Source organism: Tepidicella baoligensis (assembly GCF_013432195.1).
Taxonomy (GTDB): domain Bacteria; phylum Pseudomonadota; class Gammaproteobacteria; order Burkholderiales; family Burkholderiaceae_C; genus Tepidicella; species Tepidicella baoligensis.
In genome coordinates, this window is sequence record NZ_JACCDB010000004.1 from 62261 (window position 1) to 78320 (window position 16060).

Below are 16060 nucleotides of genomic sequence, written 5' to 3' on the forward strand. Positions count from 1 at the left end.
CCGATGGCTCCACGTCCCCTGCCCCACCCCCATTGGCCACCGGGCCTGCCGGCACACCTGACCCTGCCCCAAACCAGCCTGTTCTACAACGCGGAGGTATCGGCCCGGCGCTTTCCGGACAAGCCGTTCATCCTCTACTACGGCACGCCGCTGACCTTCGCCGACTTTCACGCCCAGGCCGAGCGGCTGGCGGGCTATCTGCAGCGGCACTGTGGTGTTCAATCGGGTGAGCGCGTTCTGCTCTACCTGCAAAACAGCCCTCAATGGGTATTGGCTTACTATGCCATTCTGCGTGCCAACGCCGTGGTGGTGCCGGTGAACCCGATGAACAAGACGGACGAACTGGAGCACCTGATCCACGACAGCGGTGCCCGGGTGGCCTTCGCGGCTCAGGACCTGCTGCCTGTCCTGCAACCTCTGCTGGGTCGCGCAACCACCGGTGCAAATGGTCTGGACCACGTAGTGGTGGCTACCTACAGCGACTATCTGGGGCCTGAAACCGCAGGCCTGCCCCTGCCCGACTGGCTCACCGCTCCGGCCATCCCTCTGGCACAGCCCGGTTTGCACGCCTGGCAGCAGGCGCTGGCAACGGATGCGCGACCCGGCCCCCACACCCGTGGGCCTGACGACCTGTGCGTGCTCCCTTACACCTCCGGCACCACCGGGCAGCCGAAAGGCTGCATGCACACCCACCGCAGCGTGGCCGCCACGGCCGTGGGGGGCATGCAGTGGTTCGGACGCACGCAGGATGCGGTGCTGCTCTCCGTGCTGCCCTTCTTCCACGTCACCGGCATGGCCAGCGGCATGAACGGTCCGCTGTACGTGGGCGCCACCATCGTGCTGATGTCGCGCTGGGACCGGGCACTGGCCGCCCGCCTGATCGCCCAGCACCGGGTGACGAACTGGCAAGCCATTTCCACCATGGTGGTGGACTTCCTGGCACAACCCGGAATCGAACAGGCGGACCTCTCCTCCCTGCAAGGCATACGCGGCGGTGGCGCCGCCATGCCCGAAGCCGTGGCGCAACGCTTGAAGGCTCTCACCGGGCTGGATTATGTGGAGGGCTACGGCATGTCCGAGACCATGGCGGCCACCCACATCAACCCACCCCATCGGCCCAAACCGCAGTGCCTGGGCATTCCCGTGTTCGACGTGGACGCCCGCCTGATCGACCCGCAGACGCTGCAGCCGGTGCCGGCAGGCGAAACCGGCGAGATCGTGGTACACGGCCCGCAGGTGATGCTGGGCTACTGGCGCAACGAGGCGGCCACCCGAGAAGCGTTCATCGAACTGGAAGGCCGGCCATACCTTCGCACCGGCGACCTGGCCCGGGTCGATGACGAGGGCTATTTTTTCATGGTGGACCGCCTCAAGCGCATGGTCAACGCCTCGGGCTTCAAGGTCTGGCCCGCCGAGGTGGAGGCCATGCTCTACCACCACCCCGCCATTCACGAGGTGTGCGTCATCGGCGCGCGCGACGCGCGACGCGGGGAAACCGTCAAGGCCTTCGTCGTCTGCCGGCCCGAGCACCGGGGCACGGTGAACGAGGCAGACATCATCCGTTGGGCCCATGACCACATGGCAGCCTACAAGGTACCGCGCATCGTGGAGTTCGTCGAGCAACTCCCAAAGTCTGGCAGCGGCAAGATCCTGTGGCGCCAGTTGCAGGAAGAACAGGACCGGCTAGACCGCGCCATTTCCACCCCCTAGAAAAGGAGACGAACCATGAAAAAACCCGTTTCACGCCGCCTGGTGCTGGGCGCGGCTTCCGCCGCCGTGATGGCCCCATGGGTCGCCCCGCAGGCCTGGGCCCAGAGCTTCCCGAGCCGGCCCATCACGCTCATCGTGCCTTGGCCCGCCGGTGGTTCCACCGACCGGCACCTGCGCACCCTGGCCGAAATCGCCAGCACGCACCTGGGGCAGCCCATCGTGGTGGACAACCGCCCGGGTGCCGGCGGCACCCTGGGCCCGGGCACCATGGCCCTGCAGGCACGCCCCGACGGCTACACCATCGCCCAGTTCCCGCTGGGCATGCTGCGCATGCCGCACATGCAGCGCACCAACTGGCACCCGATCAACGACTTCAGCTTCATCCTGGGCGTTTCGGGTTACACCTTCGGTTTCGTGGTGCGGGCCGACTCGCCTTACAAGACCTTCCAGGACTATGTGGAGGCCGCGCGCAGGGAACCGGGCAAGATCGACTACGGCTCCACAGGCACCGGCACCAGCCCGCACTTGCTCATGGAGGAAGTGGCCACGGCGGTGGGTATCAAGCTGAACCATGTTCCATTCCGAGGCAATGCCGACCTGATGCAGGCCGTGCTGGGCGGCCACGTGAGCGCGGGCAGCGACGCCACGGGCTGGGACCGGTTCGTGGATGCCGGCCAGATGCGCCTGCTCCTGACCTTCGGCGAACAGCGCACCAAGCGTTGGCCCGACGTGCCCACGGCCAAGGACCTGGGCTACAACGTGGTGTCGCAGTCGCCTTACGGGCTGGTCGGCCCCAAGGGTATGGATCCGGCGGTGGTGCGCACGCTGCACGACGCATTCAAGAAGGCCATGGAAGACCCGCGTCACCTGGAGGTGCTTGGGCAGCTCAACCAGGAGGTGTGGTACCGCAACAGCGAAGACTACCGGGCCTGGGCCATCGCCACCTTCGAGAAAGACCGCCAACTGATCGAACGCCTGGGGCTGGCAGCCAAATGATCACGCGACGGCCGGTCAGCCTCAAGGCCGAGGCTTGCGCCGCAAGGCCACATTGAGTTGATCAATGACCGGAGCCCAGTCGGCATCTTCCAGCAATTCCTCGCGCAGCAGGGCACGCTGGGCTTCGGTCCAGAACGGTGCCTCGTGCAACGGCATGTCGTCCGGCAACGGTGAATGTGACTCGATGAATTGGCCGATACTGGCCGGGTCGTCTGGCAGACCCAGTTGAGCAAACAGCTCGCCTAAGTGGTGGTAGGGTGATTCCATGACTACACTCTATCGCTTACCATGCCGGGCGGTCAATCATCGCCATCACCATGTCCAAAGCCTCCCGAATCAGCGAGACCCCGGCCACCGCCCTGCTCAAGTCTCGCGGGGTGGTGTTCAGTGAACACCCTTACGAGTACCTGGAACACGGTGGCGCCCTGCACAGTGCCGAGGTGCTGGGACTGGACCCTTTTGCCGTGGTGAAAACCCTCGTCATGCAGGACGACAAGGCAGCCCCGCTGCTGGTGCTCATGCACGGCAACCGCAGTGTGTCCACCAAGAACCTGGCGCGCCAGATCGGCGCCAAGTCGGTGGAGCCTTGCAAACCCGAAGTGGCCAACCGCCACAGCGGCTATCTGGTGGGGGGTACGTCGCCGTTCGGTACCCGGCGCGAGATGCCAGTGTATGTACAACGCACGGTGCTGGAACTCCCCCGCATCTGGCTCAACGGCGGGCGGCGCGGCTACCTCATCGGAATCGAGCCCCGTGTGCTCACAGACATACTGGGTGCCCGCCCCGTGGACTGCGCCTTGCCCCTCTGAAACGGACCTCAACGGACGCTGCCGGTCTGTGGGTCGGGGAGCAGCCACGAAACGTCCTGGATGACCCGGTCCGGTGCGCAGGCTTCGATGGGCTCGCCCATGTTGTAGCCATAGGGCAGCGCCCAGACGGCCATGGCCGCGCGGCGTGCCGTGTCCACGTCGATGGACGAGTCCCCCACCAGGAGCGTTCGCCCAGGTTCCACACCGAAGCGCTGCATGCAATCCTGCGCACCACGGGGGTCCGGCTTTTTCACGGCGAAGGTATCGCCACAGACGACGTGATCGAACAAGGGCACCAGGGCGTGAGCGTCGAGCACGCGCTGGGTGTAACGCCCTTCCTTGTTGGTAAGCACCGCGAGCTTGACACCGATCCCGCGCAGCGCCTGCAGGGTTTCGCGCACCCTCGGGTACAGGCGACTGCGGGTACCACAGCGTTGCAGGTAGTGTGCGGCAAACCGGCTCTCCACCGCCGCGAATGCCCCGGATGCCCGCGCCTGAGTCACCGGCACCCCCGAACGAAAGGCCAGCGCCTGCGCCAGCAGCTCACGCGTGCCCAGGCCAATCCAGCGTTCCACGCGTGGTTGCTCCAGCGGCGCCAGGGCCAGCTCGGCCAATGTGTCGTTGACGGCATCGGCGATCTCGGCAGCCGTCTCGACGAGTGTGCCGTCCAGATCGAACAGGATCAGATCGAAAGGGTAGGAAGATTCGGGCATGCCCGAGGTTATACCTGCTTACGCCGCGGCCCAGCCGATCACCGCACAACCCAGCACCACCAGCCACGGCGGCAGGCGCCAGAACATGAGTGCCACCAGGGCCAGCAGCGCCAGGATGAATTCGTGTACGCCCACAATGGCGCTGGTCCAGACCGGGTGGTAGAGCGCTGCCAGCAGCAAGCCCACCACGGCGGCATTCACACCCGCCAGCGCGGCCCGCGCCAGCGGGTGGCTGCGCAACACCTCCCAGAACGGCAGGGCGCCCACCACGAGCAGGAAAGACGGCAGGAAAATGGCCACCAGCGCCAGCGCACCACCCCACCAGCCCGTAGGCCCCTGCAACGACGACGCCCCCAAAAACGCCGCAAAGGTGAACAGCGGCCCCGGTACCGCCTGCGCCGCACCGTAACCAGCCAGGAATACATCGTTGTTCACCCAACCTGTGGGCACCAGCTCCGCCTGCAGCAGCGGCAACACCACGTGCCCGCCGCCAAACACCAGCGACCCGGCACGGTAGAAGGCATCTGCCATCTGCAAGGCAGGGGATGACAGGCTAAACGCCAACAACGGCAGGCCCAACAACCCCCCGAAGAACAATACCAGCCACAGCGCACCCGCACGGCGCCCCACCCGCTGCGGCAACGGTTCGTGATCGCCCACCTGGCCTGCCGGCAGCCACCACACACCGGCCACGCCGGCCAGCAGCAAGCAGCCCACCTGCACCCAAGCTGTGGGCACGAGCAGCACCACGGCAGCCGTCAGCGCCATGAAGGTCACACGCTGGGCATCGGGGCACAACTGGCGTGCCATGCCCCAAACCGCCTGGGCCACCACCGCCACCGCGGCCACCTTCAACCCCTGCAAGGCGCCACCAGAGATGACCTCATCCATCGCCCCCAAACCGAGCGCAAACAGGATCAGCAACAGCGCCGAAGGCAACGTGAACCCCAGCCATGCGGCCAAGGCACCCCGATAACCCGCCTGGTTGAGCCCCAACGCCATGCCCACCTGGCTGCTGGCTGGCCCGGGCAGAAACTGGCATAGCGCCACCACGTCGGCATAGGCTCTTTCACTCATCCAGCGCCGGCGGTTGACAAATTCCTCGCGAAAATAGGCCAAGTGCGCCACCGGCCCACCAAAAGAGGTCAGGCCCAGACGCAAGAACGCCCAAAACACAGTCCAGGCGGAGGTTGGTTCAGGTGACATGCCTCCATCCTAATGGATCACCACGCCCTGCCATCCCGGCCCAACATCATGCGCCTGCCAGTCAACCCTAAAGCGCCGGCCGGCACTCCAGGGCGGCGTTCTGGAGCAGGGGCAACAGCTCGGCCTGGACCGCCCCTGACTGAAGCCTGGCCGTAGAGACCACGGCGTTGAGCGCAGCCACCGTACGACCAGCCATGTTTCTGAGAGGAACCGCGACGGCATGCACCCCCAGCTCGTGCTCCTCGCTGGCCAGGCACCAGTCCTGCCGGCGCACCTGCGACAGAATGCGCCGCAATCCCTTGTGCTCGATCACGGTATAAGGCGTCAGCCGGGACAGCAACCGCCCCTTGAGCCATGCCGTCAATTCAGCCGTTGGGAGGCTGGCGAGCAACACCCGCCCGGTGGAGGTTGCATGCGCGGGCAAACGCGCCCCCAGATGCAGGCCATGCGCCGTCCAGCGCACATCCTGTGACGGGCGAAGCGGGTTACCCAGTGAGGATTCCAGCCAGTCGTTGCGGGAGCCGTCCTTCGCTGCAAGTACGCTGCGCGCCACGATCACGACCGAATCGCCCTCCAGCACGGCCACAGAGAAAGAATCCCCCGTGTAAGCGGCCAGCCGATTGAGCACGGGCTGCACCGTCCTGGGCAGTCGGGCGCTGGCCAGATAGCTGCCGGAAAAACGCAGCACCTTGGACGACAACCAGAAGTAACTGCCATCGGTTTCCAGATAACCCAGATGCGCGAGCGTGAGCAAATGGCGTCGGGCTGCAGCCCGGGTGATCCCGGCTCGCTGCGCCGCCAGCGTGGCGTTGAGGCGCTGACGCTCGGTATCGAAACTTTCCAGCACCGCCATCCCTTTGGCCATGCTCTCGATGAAGTCGGCCTTGGCGATGACGAAGTTTTGCGCGCTCATCGCGCAATTGTTTCACACATCGCGCAAAAGCGCTGCTGCACGCCCCCCAAACCGCTTGGCCCTGCCTAGCATGGCAGCACTGTCATCAATGGAGACATCATCATGCGCACCCAAGTTGCCATCATCGGCGCCGGCCCTTCCGGCCTGCTGCTCGGCCAGTTGCTTTACAAAGCGGGGATCGACGCCGTCATCCTGGAGCGCCAGACGGCGCAATACGTGCTCGGCCGTATCCGAGCCGGTGTGCTGGAGCAGGTGGCCACAGACTTGCTGGACGAAGCCGGCGTCGGCGACCGCATGCACCGGGAGGGCCTGGTACACACCGGATTCGACATGCTGTTCGACGGCAAGCGTCACCGGATCGACCTAGAAAAACTCACGGGCGGCAAGAAGGTGATGGTGTATGGCCAGACCGAAGTCACCCGTGACCTGATGGATGCGCGTCAAGCCGCCGGCCTGCCCACAGTGTACGAAGCCACCAACGTGCAGATCCACGACTTCGACAGCACCCGGCCCCGCGTGACCTATGAGAAAAATGGCCAGAGCCACACCATCGAGTGCGACTTCATTGCAGGCTGTGACGGCTTCCATGGGGTGTGCCGGGCCAGCGTGCCGCGCAACGCCATTCAGGAATTCGAGAAGGTCTACCCCTTCGGCTGGCTGGGCCTGCTGTCGGACACCCCGCCCGTGCACCATGAACTGATTTATGTGAACAGCGAACGGGGGTTTGCTTTGTGTTCGCAACGCAGCCACACCCGCAGCCGCTACTACCTGCAGGTGCCGCTGACCGACAAGGTGGAACAGTGGAGCGACGACGCCTTCTGGGCCGAACTGAAGTTGCGTCTGGACCCGGAAGCCGCCGACAAGCTGGTGACGGGCCCGTCGCTGGAAAAGAGCATCGCGCCGCTGCGCAGCTTCGTCACCGAGCCACTGCGCTTTGGCCGACTGTTCCTGGCGGGCGATGCCGGCCACATCGTGCCCCCGACCGGCGCCAAAGGCCTGAACCTGGCCGCCACCGACGTGAAGTACCTCTCCAACGCCTTCGTGGAGTTCTACCAGGACAAGACCGAAGCAGGCATCGACAGCTATTCCGAACGCTGCCTCAAGCGCATCTGGCGCGCCGAGCGTTTCAGCTGGTGGTTCACTTCCATCATGCACCAGTTCCCCAATGAGGGCGCCATCCACGCCAAACTGCAACACGCCGAGCTGGACTACCTCATGCACTCCGAAGCGGGCCTGCGCACGATCGCCGAGAACTACGTGGGCCTGCCACTGGACTTCGGTTCCTGACCTTATGATGAGGGGCATGAAACCCCTCCAACCCCTGCGGGGCGTGCGCGTGCTCAGCCTCGCCCTCAACCTCCCAGGCCCGGCGGCGCTGATGCGCCTGCGGGCCATGGGCGCCCGCTGCACCAAGCTCGAAGCCCCTGCACCGCAAGGCTTGGACAGCAGCGACCCGATGGCCCAGTACAGCCGCAAGGCTTACGACGAGATGCACACGGGCATTCGGCGCATCGAAGCCGACCTCAAGTCCCCGACCGGCCAGCGCAAGCTGCACCGGACTCTGGCGAGCAGCGATGTGCTGCTCACCTCCTTTCGCCCCTCGGCGCTGCGCAAGCTCGGACTCGACTGGCCAGCCCTGCGCCGAACCTACCCGGCCTTGTGCATGGTGGCCATCGTCGGCAGCCCCGGCGAGCGGGCGGACGAGCCCGGGCACGACCTCACCTACCTCGCCGAGGCCGGCTTGGTCGATGGCCTGAACACCCCACCCACCCTGTTTGCCGACATGGGTGGCGCCCTGCTGGCATCGGAAGCCGTGCTGCGGGCCATGCTGCACCGTCAACACAGTGGAAAAGGCTGCTTCCAAGAGGTGGCTCTGTCGGAAGCCGCCGATTGGCTGGCCTTGCCTCGCCACTGGGGGCTGACGGTGCCGGGCGCCGCCGTGGGAGGCGGGCACGCGGGGTATCGGGTCTATCCGTGCAAGGACGGGCGGGTGGCCGTGGCCGCGCTGGAGCCCCACTTCGCCCGAGCCCTGTGCACCGTGGCGGGCCTGACCCCGCGCAGCTTGGCCGGCATGTTCGACGCGGACACCCACGAGGCCATCGCGGCCTACCTGCGCAGCAAGACGCGGCGGCAACTGGACAAGCTCGCCACCGAGCACGACCTCCCCTTGCACACCCTGCCGGCGAACTGACCTGGGGTTTCAGCGGCCCGTGGATCGGCGATACCGAGGGCTGGAACCGCTGCCCTGACCACGGGGTGGCAGGCCAGTGTGCTGCGTCAGGATCCGGCCTTCTCGCACCGAAGCGGTGGAGGCGGCTTGACCCCCAGGGGTGGAATTCTTTCGCCGCGGGCTTTGGTAAGCGCCGTCCGTCACGGGCTGGAAGGTCGGAATCAGGTGCTGCTTGCCGTTACCGATCAGGTCGGCGCGGCCCATGCGCTTCAAGGCCTCGCGCAGCAGGGGCCAGTTGTTCGGGTCGTGGTAGCGCAGGAAGGCCTTGTGCAAGCGGCGGCGCTTCTCGCCCTTGACGATGTCCACCGTTTCGGCCCGTTCGTCGCGGTGTATGCCCTTGAGCGGGTTCAACCCAGTGTGGTACATGGCCGTGGCCGTGGCCATGGGGCTGGGGTAGAAGGTCTGCACCTGGTCGGCACGGAAACCGTTGCGCTTGAGCCAGATGGCCAGGTTCATCATGTCCTCGTCGCTGGTGCCGGGATGGGCGGCGATGAAGTACGGAATGAGGAACTGTTTCTTGCCTGCTTCTTCGCTGTACTTCTCGAACATCTGCTTGAAGCGGTCGTAGCTGCCGATGCCGGGCTTCATCATCTTGGACAGCGGGCCGGGTTCGGTGTGTTCGGGCGCGATCTTCAGGTAGCCACCCACATGGTGCTGCACCAGCTCCTTCACGTACTCGGGGCTTTTCACGGCCAGGTCGTAGCGCAGGCCGGAACCGATCAGGACTTTCTTGATGCCCTTCAAGCTGCGGGCACGTCGGTAGATGTTGATGAGCGGGCGATGGTTGGTGGTGAGGTTGGAGCAGATGCCGGGATAGACGCAGCTCGGCTTGCGGCAGGCGGCCTCGATCTCTGGGCTTTTGCAGCCCAGGCGGTACATGTTGGCGGTCGGGCCGCCCAGGTCGGAAATGACGCCGGTGAAACCGGCCACCTTGTCGCGAATGTCTTCCACCTCTCGGATGATGGACTCTTCGGACCGGCTCTGGATGATGCGGCCTTCGTGTTCGGTGATGGAACAGAAGGTACAGCCCCCGAAGCAGCCGCGCATGATGTTGACGCTGAAGCGGATCATCTCCCAGGCCGGGATCTTGGTGGGGCCGTCGTGGCGGCCGTTCTCGTCGGCGTAAGCGGGGTGCGGGCTGCGGGCGTAAGGCAGACCGAACACCCAGTCCATCTCGGCGGTGGTCAACGGAATCGGGGGCGGGTTGATCCACACATCCCGCGCCGACGAGCCGCTGCCGTGCGCCTGCACGAGCGCCCGCGCGTTGCCGGGGTTGGTTTCCAGGTGCAGCACGCGGTTGGCATGGGCATACAGCACCGGATCGGCCTTCACTTGCTCGTAACTGGGCAGGCGAATGACGGTGCGCTCGCGCGGCGGCTTGCCTTTGGAGGGCAGGGCCGGGTTGGCCACGAAGCGCAGCGGTTGCACCGCCGCCGCCTGCGCCTTGTGGCCGACGGCAGTCCCGCCTGCGGCTTCGAGCACGGCGTTGGCTGCGTCGGCATCGGCTCGGGCTTCTTCCTCGCGGGCACAGGTCTGTCCCTGGGCCTTGGCCTGCTCGGACACCATCAGGTAGGGGTTGATGTGCGCATCCACACGGCCCGGCTGGTCCACCTCGGTGGAATCGATCTCGAACCAGCCTTCGGGCGTGCTGCGGCGCACGAAGGCGGTGCCGCGCACGTCGGTGATTTGTTCGATCGGCTCACGCTTGGCCAGCCGGTGTGCGACCTCCACCAGCGCACGCTCGGCGTTGCCGTAGAGCAGGATGTCGCACTTGCTGTCGAGCACGATCGAGCGGCGCACGGTCTCGCTCCAATAGTCGTAATGGGCGATACGGCGCAGCGAGCCTTCGATGCCGCCCAGCACGATGGGCACGTCCTTGTACGCCTCGCGGCAGCGCTGGCTGTACACGATGGCCGCGCGGTCCGGACGCTTGCCGCCCACATCCCCCGGCGTGTAGGCGTCGTCGGAACGGATTTTCCGGTCGGCCGTGTAGCGGTTGATCATGGAGTCCATGTTGCCCGCCGTCACGCCCCAGAACAGGTTCGGCTTGCCCAGCACCTTGAACGGTTCGGCACTGTGCCAATCCGGCTGGGCAATGATGCCCACGCGGAAGCCCTGCGCCTCCAGCACCCTGCCCACCACCGCCATGCCAAAGCTGGGGTGGTCCACGTAGGCGTCGCCCGTCACCAGAATCACGTCACAACTGTCCCAGCCGAGCTGGTCCATCTCGGCGCGGCTCATGGGCAGGAAGGGGGCGTTCCCGAAGCGTTTAGCCCAGTACGGCTTGTAACTGGTCAACGGTTTGGCGGCACGCGGGAAGAAGGAGACGTCGATGGGGGCGTTCATGATCGGGCAGTCAACAGGCAATTATCCCGGCAAAGGGGGCAACCCCACAACTCCCGGGGAGCTGCATCGCAGGGGTGGCTGTCATCAAAAATTCCACTGCGTGTGACACACTGGTCGTCTGCGACTGTGTCGCTGCTTGCTTGTCTTCTGTCGTTTCTTTCAAAACGGTTGCATGAAACTGCGTTACAAATTGCCTTTGTCGTTCGGCGCGCTGATGCTGGTGATGCTGCTGGCCTCCGCAGTCGGCATGTTCCAACTCAGCCGAGTCATCGCTTTCTTCCAGACCGATGTCGAGGAAATAGCCCAAGTAGAGCGCCAAGTCGTGGAGACCGAGCTGCGGTTCCGGACCCAGGTGCAGGAATGGAAAAACCTGTTGTTGCGCGGGTATGCGGCCGATGATCTCGAACGCTATTGGAACGCCTTTCAGCAGGAAGAGGCCGCGGTGGCCGAGCAGGTACGCCAGATCATGGCCTCCATGCCAGACAACGAGCGCATTCAGGACATCGGCCAGCGCTTTCTGGACGCTCATACCGCCATGGCCACGGGTTACCGACGCGGCTATGCTTCGTTCGAAGCCTCGCTGTTCGACCACCGCGCCGGAGACCAGGCTGTGGCGGGTCAAGATCGGCAGCCTGCACAGATGTTGCGTGAACTGCGTATGGCCGTTGCCGAATACAACCAGGCGGTCACCACACAAGCCGCCAACATGGCCCGCCTGACGCTCTGGACCGCCGTCATCGTGCTGTTGCTCGCCGCCATTGGAGGTCTCGTTTTTGCCGTGTACACCTCCCGCTCCATGGTCAGGCCACTCGATGCAACCCTGACGCTGGCGCGCCGCGTAGCTGAAGGTGATCTGACCACCCCGGTGGAGGTACAAGGCCGCGACGAAATCGCCCAGCTCCGTGAAGCCATGCGCGACATGCAGGGGGCACTCACCGCCATCGTCCAGGAGGTCCGGCAATCGGCCGACAACCTTTCCAACACCAGCCAACAGATCGCCAGTGGCAACCAGGACCTGGGCGCACGCACCGAATCGCAGGCCGGATCGCTGGAGGAGACGGCTGCCTCCATGGAGCAGCTCAGCGCCACGGTGAGCCAGAACGCCGACAACGCGCAGACGGCCAACACCCTGGCCACCGAAGCCAGCCAGGTGGCCTCCGAAGGCGGACAGGTTGTGAACGAGCTGGTACAGACCATGCAGGGGATCACGCAAAGTTCTCGGCGTATCGGCGACATCATCGGTGTGATTGACGGCATTGCCTTCCAGACCAACATCCTGGCCCTGAACGCCGCCGTGGAAGCGGCCCGGGCTGGAGAGGCTGGCCGCGGGTTTGCCGTGGTGGCCTCCGAGGTGCGCAGCCTGGCCGGCCGCAGCGCCGAAGCCGCCAAGGAAATCAAGCAACTCATCAACGACAGCCTGCAGCGCGTGGAAACCGGCAACCAACAGGCCACACTGGCCGGCGACACCATGATCCGGGTGGTGGACTCCATTGCCAAGGTGTCCAGGGTGATGGCCGACATCACCGCTGCCAGCCGGGAACAGAGCGACGGCGTGGCACAGATTGGCCAGGCCGTGAGCGAACTGGATCAGACGACCCAGCAGAACGCCGCCCTGGTGGAAGAAATGGCCGCCGCTGCCGATGCCCTCAAGCAACAGGCGGCGGCCCTGGTTCGCACGGTGTCGGTGTTCAAACTGGCCATCGGGTCCCAGAACATGTCATCGGCGGTCGCGCTGGCTGTGCGAGGCTGAAGAACCCACCCCCCCCAGCTTCGCACGCCGTCCGGGGCATCAGTCTCCGAACGCCTGACGCAGCGCCCGCGCCGCGTCCTGATGCGCTTGCAGTGCCTCGGGAATGGCCCGGCCCATCTTGATGAACTCGTGCGTCACACCGCGGTAGATCTCCAGGTCCACTGGCACCCCGGCCATGCGGAAGCGGTCGGCCATCATCACGCCCTCGTCCACCAGCGGGTCGCATTCCGCCAAGCCCATCCACACCGGGGCCGCGCCATCCAGGTCGGGAGCGTTCAACGGGGAAAAGCGCCAATCGTCCCGATCGGCGGGGGTGTTGACGTACTGGTTGAAGAACCAGGTGATGCTGGCCTCCTCTAGCACAAAGCCGTGGGCATAGGTTTTGTGGGAGGGGGTGTCCTGGTGCGCGGCGCAGCCGGGGTAGAACAGCAATTGCAGCCGCAAGGACAGACCGGCATCGCGGGCTTGCAGAGCCGTCACGATGCTGAGCGTGCCCCCGGCGCTGTCGCCCCCGATGGCGATGCGTGCCGCATCCAGCCCGAGCGCAGGGGCCTGGGTGTGCAGCCATTGCAGGGCATCCCAGGCATCGTTCACGGCGGTGGGGAATTTGTGCTCCGGTGCCAACCGATAGTCCAACGACAGCACCGCGCAATGCGCCAGATGGGCGAGGTGTCGGCAAAGGCTGGCGTGGGTGGCCACGCTGCCCACGGTGAAGCCGCCGCCATGCAGGTACAGCAGCACCGGCCACGGCGCGTGCATCTGTGCGTCATCAACCCCTTTGAGGTGTGGCACCACCAGTTCAGCGGGCAGTTCGGCACCGTCGCGTGTGGGAATTCGCAACGCCTCCACCCGCGCCATCTTGTGAGGCGGAATGTCCAGCACGCCGGAGCCGACCTCGTAGAACGCGCGGGCTTGCTGGGGCGACAGGGCATGCATGGGCGGGCGGCCGGCACGGGCCATGCGGTCGATCACACCGCGCATGGCAGGGGTCAACAGGGAACGGGGGTTGGCATGGGCACGCATGGACCGCATTGTCACATCCGCTCCATCGTGTCCAAGCCGTAGGCGCTATATTGCTTGGCAAAAACCACGACGGAGACAAGCGTGTCACAGATCCTCTACCTGACGAACATCCAGATCGAATGCGGTGCCTTGAAGCTGTTGGCCAGCGAATGCGAGCGCACCGGCATGCGCAAGCCGCTGATCGTGACCGACCCCGGCGTGAAAGCCGCCGGGCTGCTGGATCGGACCGTGGCAGCCCTGGGTACAAGCACCAGCGCCCTGCCCCATGCGGTGTTCGACCAGACACCCTCCAATCCCACCGAGGCGGCTGTGCGTGCGGCCCAGGCGATTTTCGAAGCCCACGGTTGCGACGGCCTGGTGGCGTTGGGCGGCGGCAGCGCCATCGACTGCGCCAAGGGCGTGGCCATTGCCGTGGCCCACCCCGGCCCGCTCAAGACCTATGCCACCATCGAAGGCGGCTCGCCCAAGATCACCGATCGCGTGCCGCCGCTCATCGCCATTCCCACCACTGCAGGCACCGGCAGCGAGGTGGCTCGCGGCGCCATCGTCATCGTGGACGACGGACGCAAACTGGGCTTCCACAGCTGGCACATCCTGCCCAAGACCGCCCTGCTCGACCCCGAACTCACCCTGGGCCTGCCGCCACTGCTCACCGCCGCCACCGGCATGGACGCCATCGCGCACTGCATGGAAACCTTCATGGCTGCCCCCTTCAACCCACCCGCCGACGGCATCGCGCTGGACGGCTTGGAGCGCGGCTGGTCGCACATCGAACGCGCCACCCGAAACGGCAACGACCGCGAGGCCCGGCTGCAGATGATGAGCGCCAGCATGCAAGGCGCCCTAGCCTTCCAGAAAGGGCTGGGGTGCGTGCATTCGCTCAGCCACAGCCTGGGTGGGGTGAACCCGCGCCTGCACCATGGCACCCTCAACGCCCTCTTCCTACCCGAGGTGATCGCCTTCAATGCGGAGGCTGAGTCGGTGCGGAAAGAGCGCCGGCTGGAGCGCATGGTGCGCGCCATGGGCTTGGGCAGTGCGGCCGATCTGGGACTGGCCATCCGCGACATGAACGCCCGCCTGGGTCTGCCCAACGGCCTCGCCGCCCTGGGCGTCACCGAGGCCCTGTTCGACCGGGTGATCGAAGGCGCACTGGCCGATCACTGCCACAAAACCAATCCAAGGCTGGCCAGCGCGGACGACTACCGGCGCATGTTGCAAGCCGCCCTGTGATGCGTGGCCCAGGGGGTACAAGGCAGAGGGGGAGAAGAGCCCACTGCACCCTGAATGATTTCACAGGGGCAGGATCACCGAAGGATCGGGCCGCTGCAGCCACTGCGCGAATTCGTCGGCCAGTTGCTGGCTGGCCGCCACGGCAGCTCCCCAGGCCCGCATGCGGGCCGGCAAGTCGGCACCATAGCGGGGAAAGTCCGCCCGGTCCGGCAGCTTGCCATTGGGCAGGCGGCTCACCCAGGCCGGATCGGGTGCCAGCACCAGAACATGGTCCAGGAAGGACGTGGCCCGGTGACGCCATTTCCACGCCTTGTCCAGCCACCCGGGCACCACTTGACGCTGGAAGTGCGGGTACAGCACCAACCCGCGTTCAGGCCGGTAGGCCAGATGCAGGTGGTAATCGGTGATGCCGCCATCCCAGTACGCGCCACGCGGCGCGCCTGCAATATCGTGCACCGCTTCCAGCAGGAACGGGATCGAGCAACTCGCCTGCAGAGCGGGCATGAAGTTCGCTTCGTCCAGCCACACCTGGCGCGTGCGGTAGTCGTGCGTGGCAAACGGTAAGGGCGTCGCCCGCGTGCTGAACACCACACGCTCCAGCCAGGCCCCCATCGCTCGCCGGTGCAACGCGTTCGTGAGGTAGGCACCCAGATAGCCGGCTGGTGTGCGCCACCCGCCTTCCCGAGCCAGCACATGCCGTCCGCGAGAGGTGACGATGTGCACCCGGTAGCGGGGATGTTCCAGCACCTCACGAATCCGCCCCCCGTAAAAAGCCTGCAGGCTCTCCCCGAACCGCTCACTCACATGCCGCGCGCTGGGGCGCTTGCGCCCGGGAGGGACTTCGTAATCCTGCCCGATGTAGTCGCGCTCCAGCCGCAGGAAGGCCTGTACCGGGTCGTTCAGGCAGGCCGTGGCCATGCGCCATGCCCCGATAGAAGCCCCGACCAAGTCCACTGGATGAGCTTCTCTGGCGAGCCATTCACCAAAAATCAGCCGGTCCAGCGGTCCGAGAATGAGCCCCTTGGGGCCACCGGCAGCGCCGGCCACCACCCCCACATGCGAGGGCTGCAACCCCTCGGAACGGATATGCGCCCAAGCTTCGGGGCCCGCGTAGATGCGCAATGCCTGCATACC

14 protein-coding genes are annotated in these 16060 nt (G+C 65.7%); 7 read left to right on the forward strand and 7 right to left on the reverse strand.

The window, feature by feature from the left end:
• Positions 1–3: 3 nt before the first annotated feature.
• Together HZS63_RS06370 and HZS63_RS06375 are read left to right on the forward strand one after the other, a co-directional pair.
• Complete coding sequence (locus tag HZS63_RS06370; RefSeq protein WP_180683221.1) at positions 4–1710, forward strand: long-chain fatty acid--CoA ligase; 1707 nt, start codon at positions 4–6, stop codon at positions 1708–1710.
• Between the two features lie 69 nt (positions 1711–1779).
• Positions 1780–2706 (forward strand): tripartite tricarboxylate transporter substrate binding protein, encoded by a 927-nt coding sequence (locus HZS63_RS06375; protein WP_425505927.1) that lies wholly within the window; start codon positions 1780–1782, stop codon positions 2704–2706.
• A 21-nt stretch (positions 2707–2727) separates the two neighbouring features.
• Here HZS63_RS06375 and HZS63_RS06380 read toward each other — a convergent pair whose 3' ends face one another.
• Positions 2728–2973 carry a DUF2789 domain-containing protein gene (locus HZS63_RS06380; protein WP_180683223.1) on the reverse strand — a complete coding sequence of 82 codons (246 nt, stop codon included), beginning with the start codon at positions 2971–2973 and terminating at the stop codon, positions 2728–2730.
• 50 nt (positions 2974–3023) lie between these two features.
• Here HZS63_RS06380 and HZS63_RS06385 point away from each other — a divergent pair, with 50 nt between their 5' ends.
• The gene (locus HZS63_RS06385; RefSeq protein WP_180683224.1) at positions 3024–3515 is read left to right on the forward strand and encodes an aminoacyl-tRNA deacylase; all 492 of its coding nucleotides are present in this window, start codon (positions 3024–3026) and stop codon (positions 3513–3515) included.
• Between the two features lie 8 nt (positions 3516–3523).
• Here the strand turns inward: HZS63_RS06385 and HZS63_RS06390 are convergent, their stop codons facing one another.
• The 3 genes from HZS63_RS06390 to HZS63_RS06400 all read right to left on the reverse strand — a co-directional run bounded on the left by HZS63_RS06390 (position 3524) and on the right by HZS63_RS06400 (position 6347).
• Complete coding sequence (locus tag HZS63_RS06390; protein ID WP_180683225.1) at positions 3524–4228, reverse strand: HAD-IA family hydrolase; 705 nt, start codon at positions 4226–4228, stop codon at positions 3524–3526.
• 18 nt (positions 4229–4246) lie between these two features.
• Positions 4247–5434, reverse strand: coding sequence for a chromate efflux transporter (gene chrA, locus HZS63_RS06395; protein ID WP_180683226.1), 1188 nt, complete (start codon positions 5432–5434; stop codon positions 4247–4249).
• Positions 5435–5501: 67 nt separating this feature from the next.
• The gene (locus tag HZS63_RS06400; protein WP_180683227.1) at positions 5502–6347 is read right to left on the reverse strand and encodes an IclR family transcriptional regulator domain-containing protein; all 846 of its coding nucleotides are present in this window, start codon (positions 6345–6347) and stop codon (positions 5502–5504) included.
• A 102-nt stretch (positions 6348–6449) separates the two neighbouring features.
• Between HZS63_RS06400 and pobA the strand changes: the two genes are divergently transcribed.
• Both pobA and HZS63_RS06410 read left to right on the forward strand, forming a co-directional pair.
• Complete coding sequence (pobA, locus tag HZS63_RS06405; protein WP_180683228.1) at positions 6450–7634, forward strand: 4-hydroxybenzoate 3-monooxygenase; 1185 nt, start codon at positions 6450–6452, stop codon at positions 7632–7634.
• A 7-nt stretch (positions 7635–7641) separates the two neighbouring features.
• Positions 7642–8538: a CoA transferase gene (locus tag HZS63_RS06410; protein ID WP_180683229.1), complete on the forward strand. Its 897-nt coding sequence runs from the start codon at positions 7642–7644 to the stop codon at positions 8536–8538.
• A 9-nt stretch (positions 8539–8547) separates the two neighbouring features.
• On the opposite strand, the gene HZS63_RS06415 is transcribed toward HZS63_RS06410, so the two are convergent.
• Positions 8548–10923: a YgiQ family radical SAM protein gene (locus HZS63_RS06415; protein ID WP_180683230.1), complete on the reverse strand. Its 2376-nt coding sequence runs from the start codon at positions 10921–10923 to the stop codon at positions 8548–8550.
• A 172-nt stretch (positions 10924–11095) separates the two neighbouring features.
• Here HZS63_RS06415 and HZS63_RS14125 point away from each other — a divergent pair, with 172 nt between their 5' ends.
• Positions 11096–12673 (forward strand): methyl-accepting chemotaxis protein, encoded by a 1578-nt coding sequence (locus HZS63_RS14125; protein WP_180683231.1) that lies wholly within the window; start codon positions 11096–11098, stop codon positions 12671–12673.
• Between the two features lie 39 nt (positions 12674–12712).
• Here the strand turns inward: HZS63_RS14125 and HZS63_RS06425 are convergent, their stop codons facing one another.
• Complete coding sequence (locus HZS63_RS06425) at positions 12713–13696, reverse strand: alpha/beta hydrolase (protein WP_246316204.1); 984 nt, start codon at positions 13694–13696, stop codon at positions 12713–12715.
• An 81-nt stretch (positions 13697–13777) separates the two neighbouring features.
• Between HZS63_RS06425 and HZS63_RS06430 the strand changes: the two genes are divergently transcribed.
• On the forward strand, positions 13778–14926 hold the full coding sequence (locus HZS63_RS06430) for an iron-containing alcohol dehydrogenase (protein ID WP_180683232.1): 1149 nt from the start codon (positions 13778–13780) through the stop codon (positions 14924–14926).
• A 60-nt stretch (positions 14927–14986) separates the two neighbouring features.
• On the opposite strand, the gene HZS63_RS06435 is transcribed toward HZS63_RS06430, so the two are convergent.
• Positions 14987–16057: a patatin-like phospholipase family protein gene (locus tag HZS63_RS06435; RefSeq protein ID WP_180683233.1), complete on the reverse strand. Its 1071-nt coding sequence runs from the start codon at positions 16055–16057 to the stop codon at positions 14987–14989.
• Positions 16058–16060: the final 3 nt, after the last annotated feature.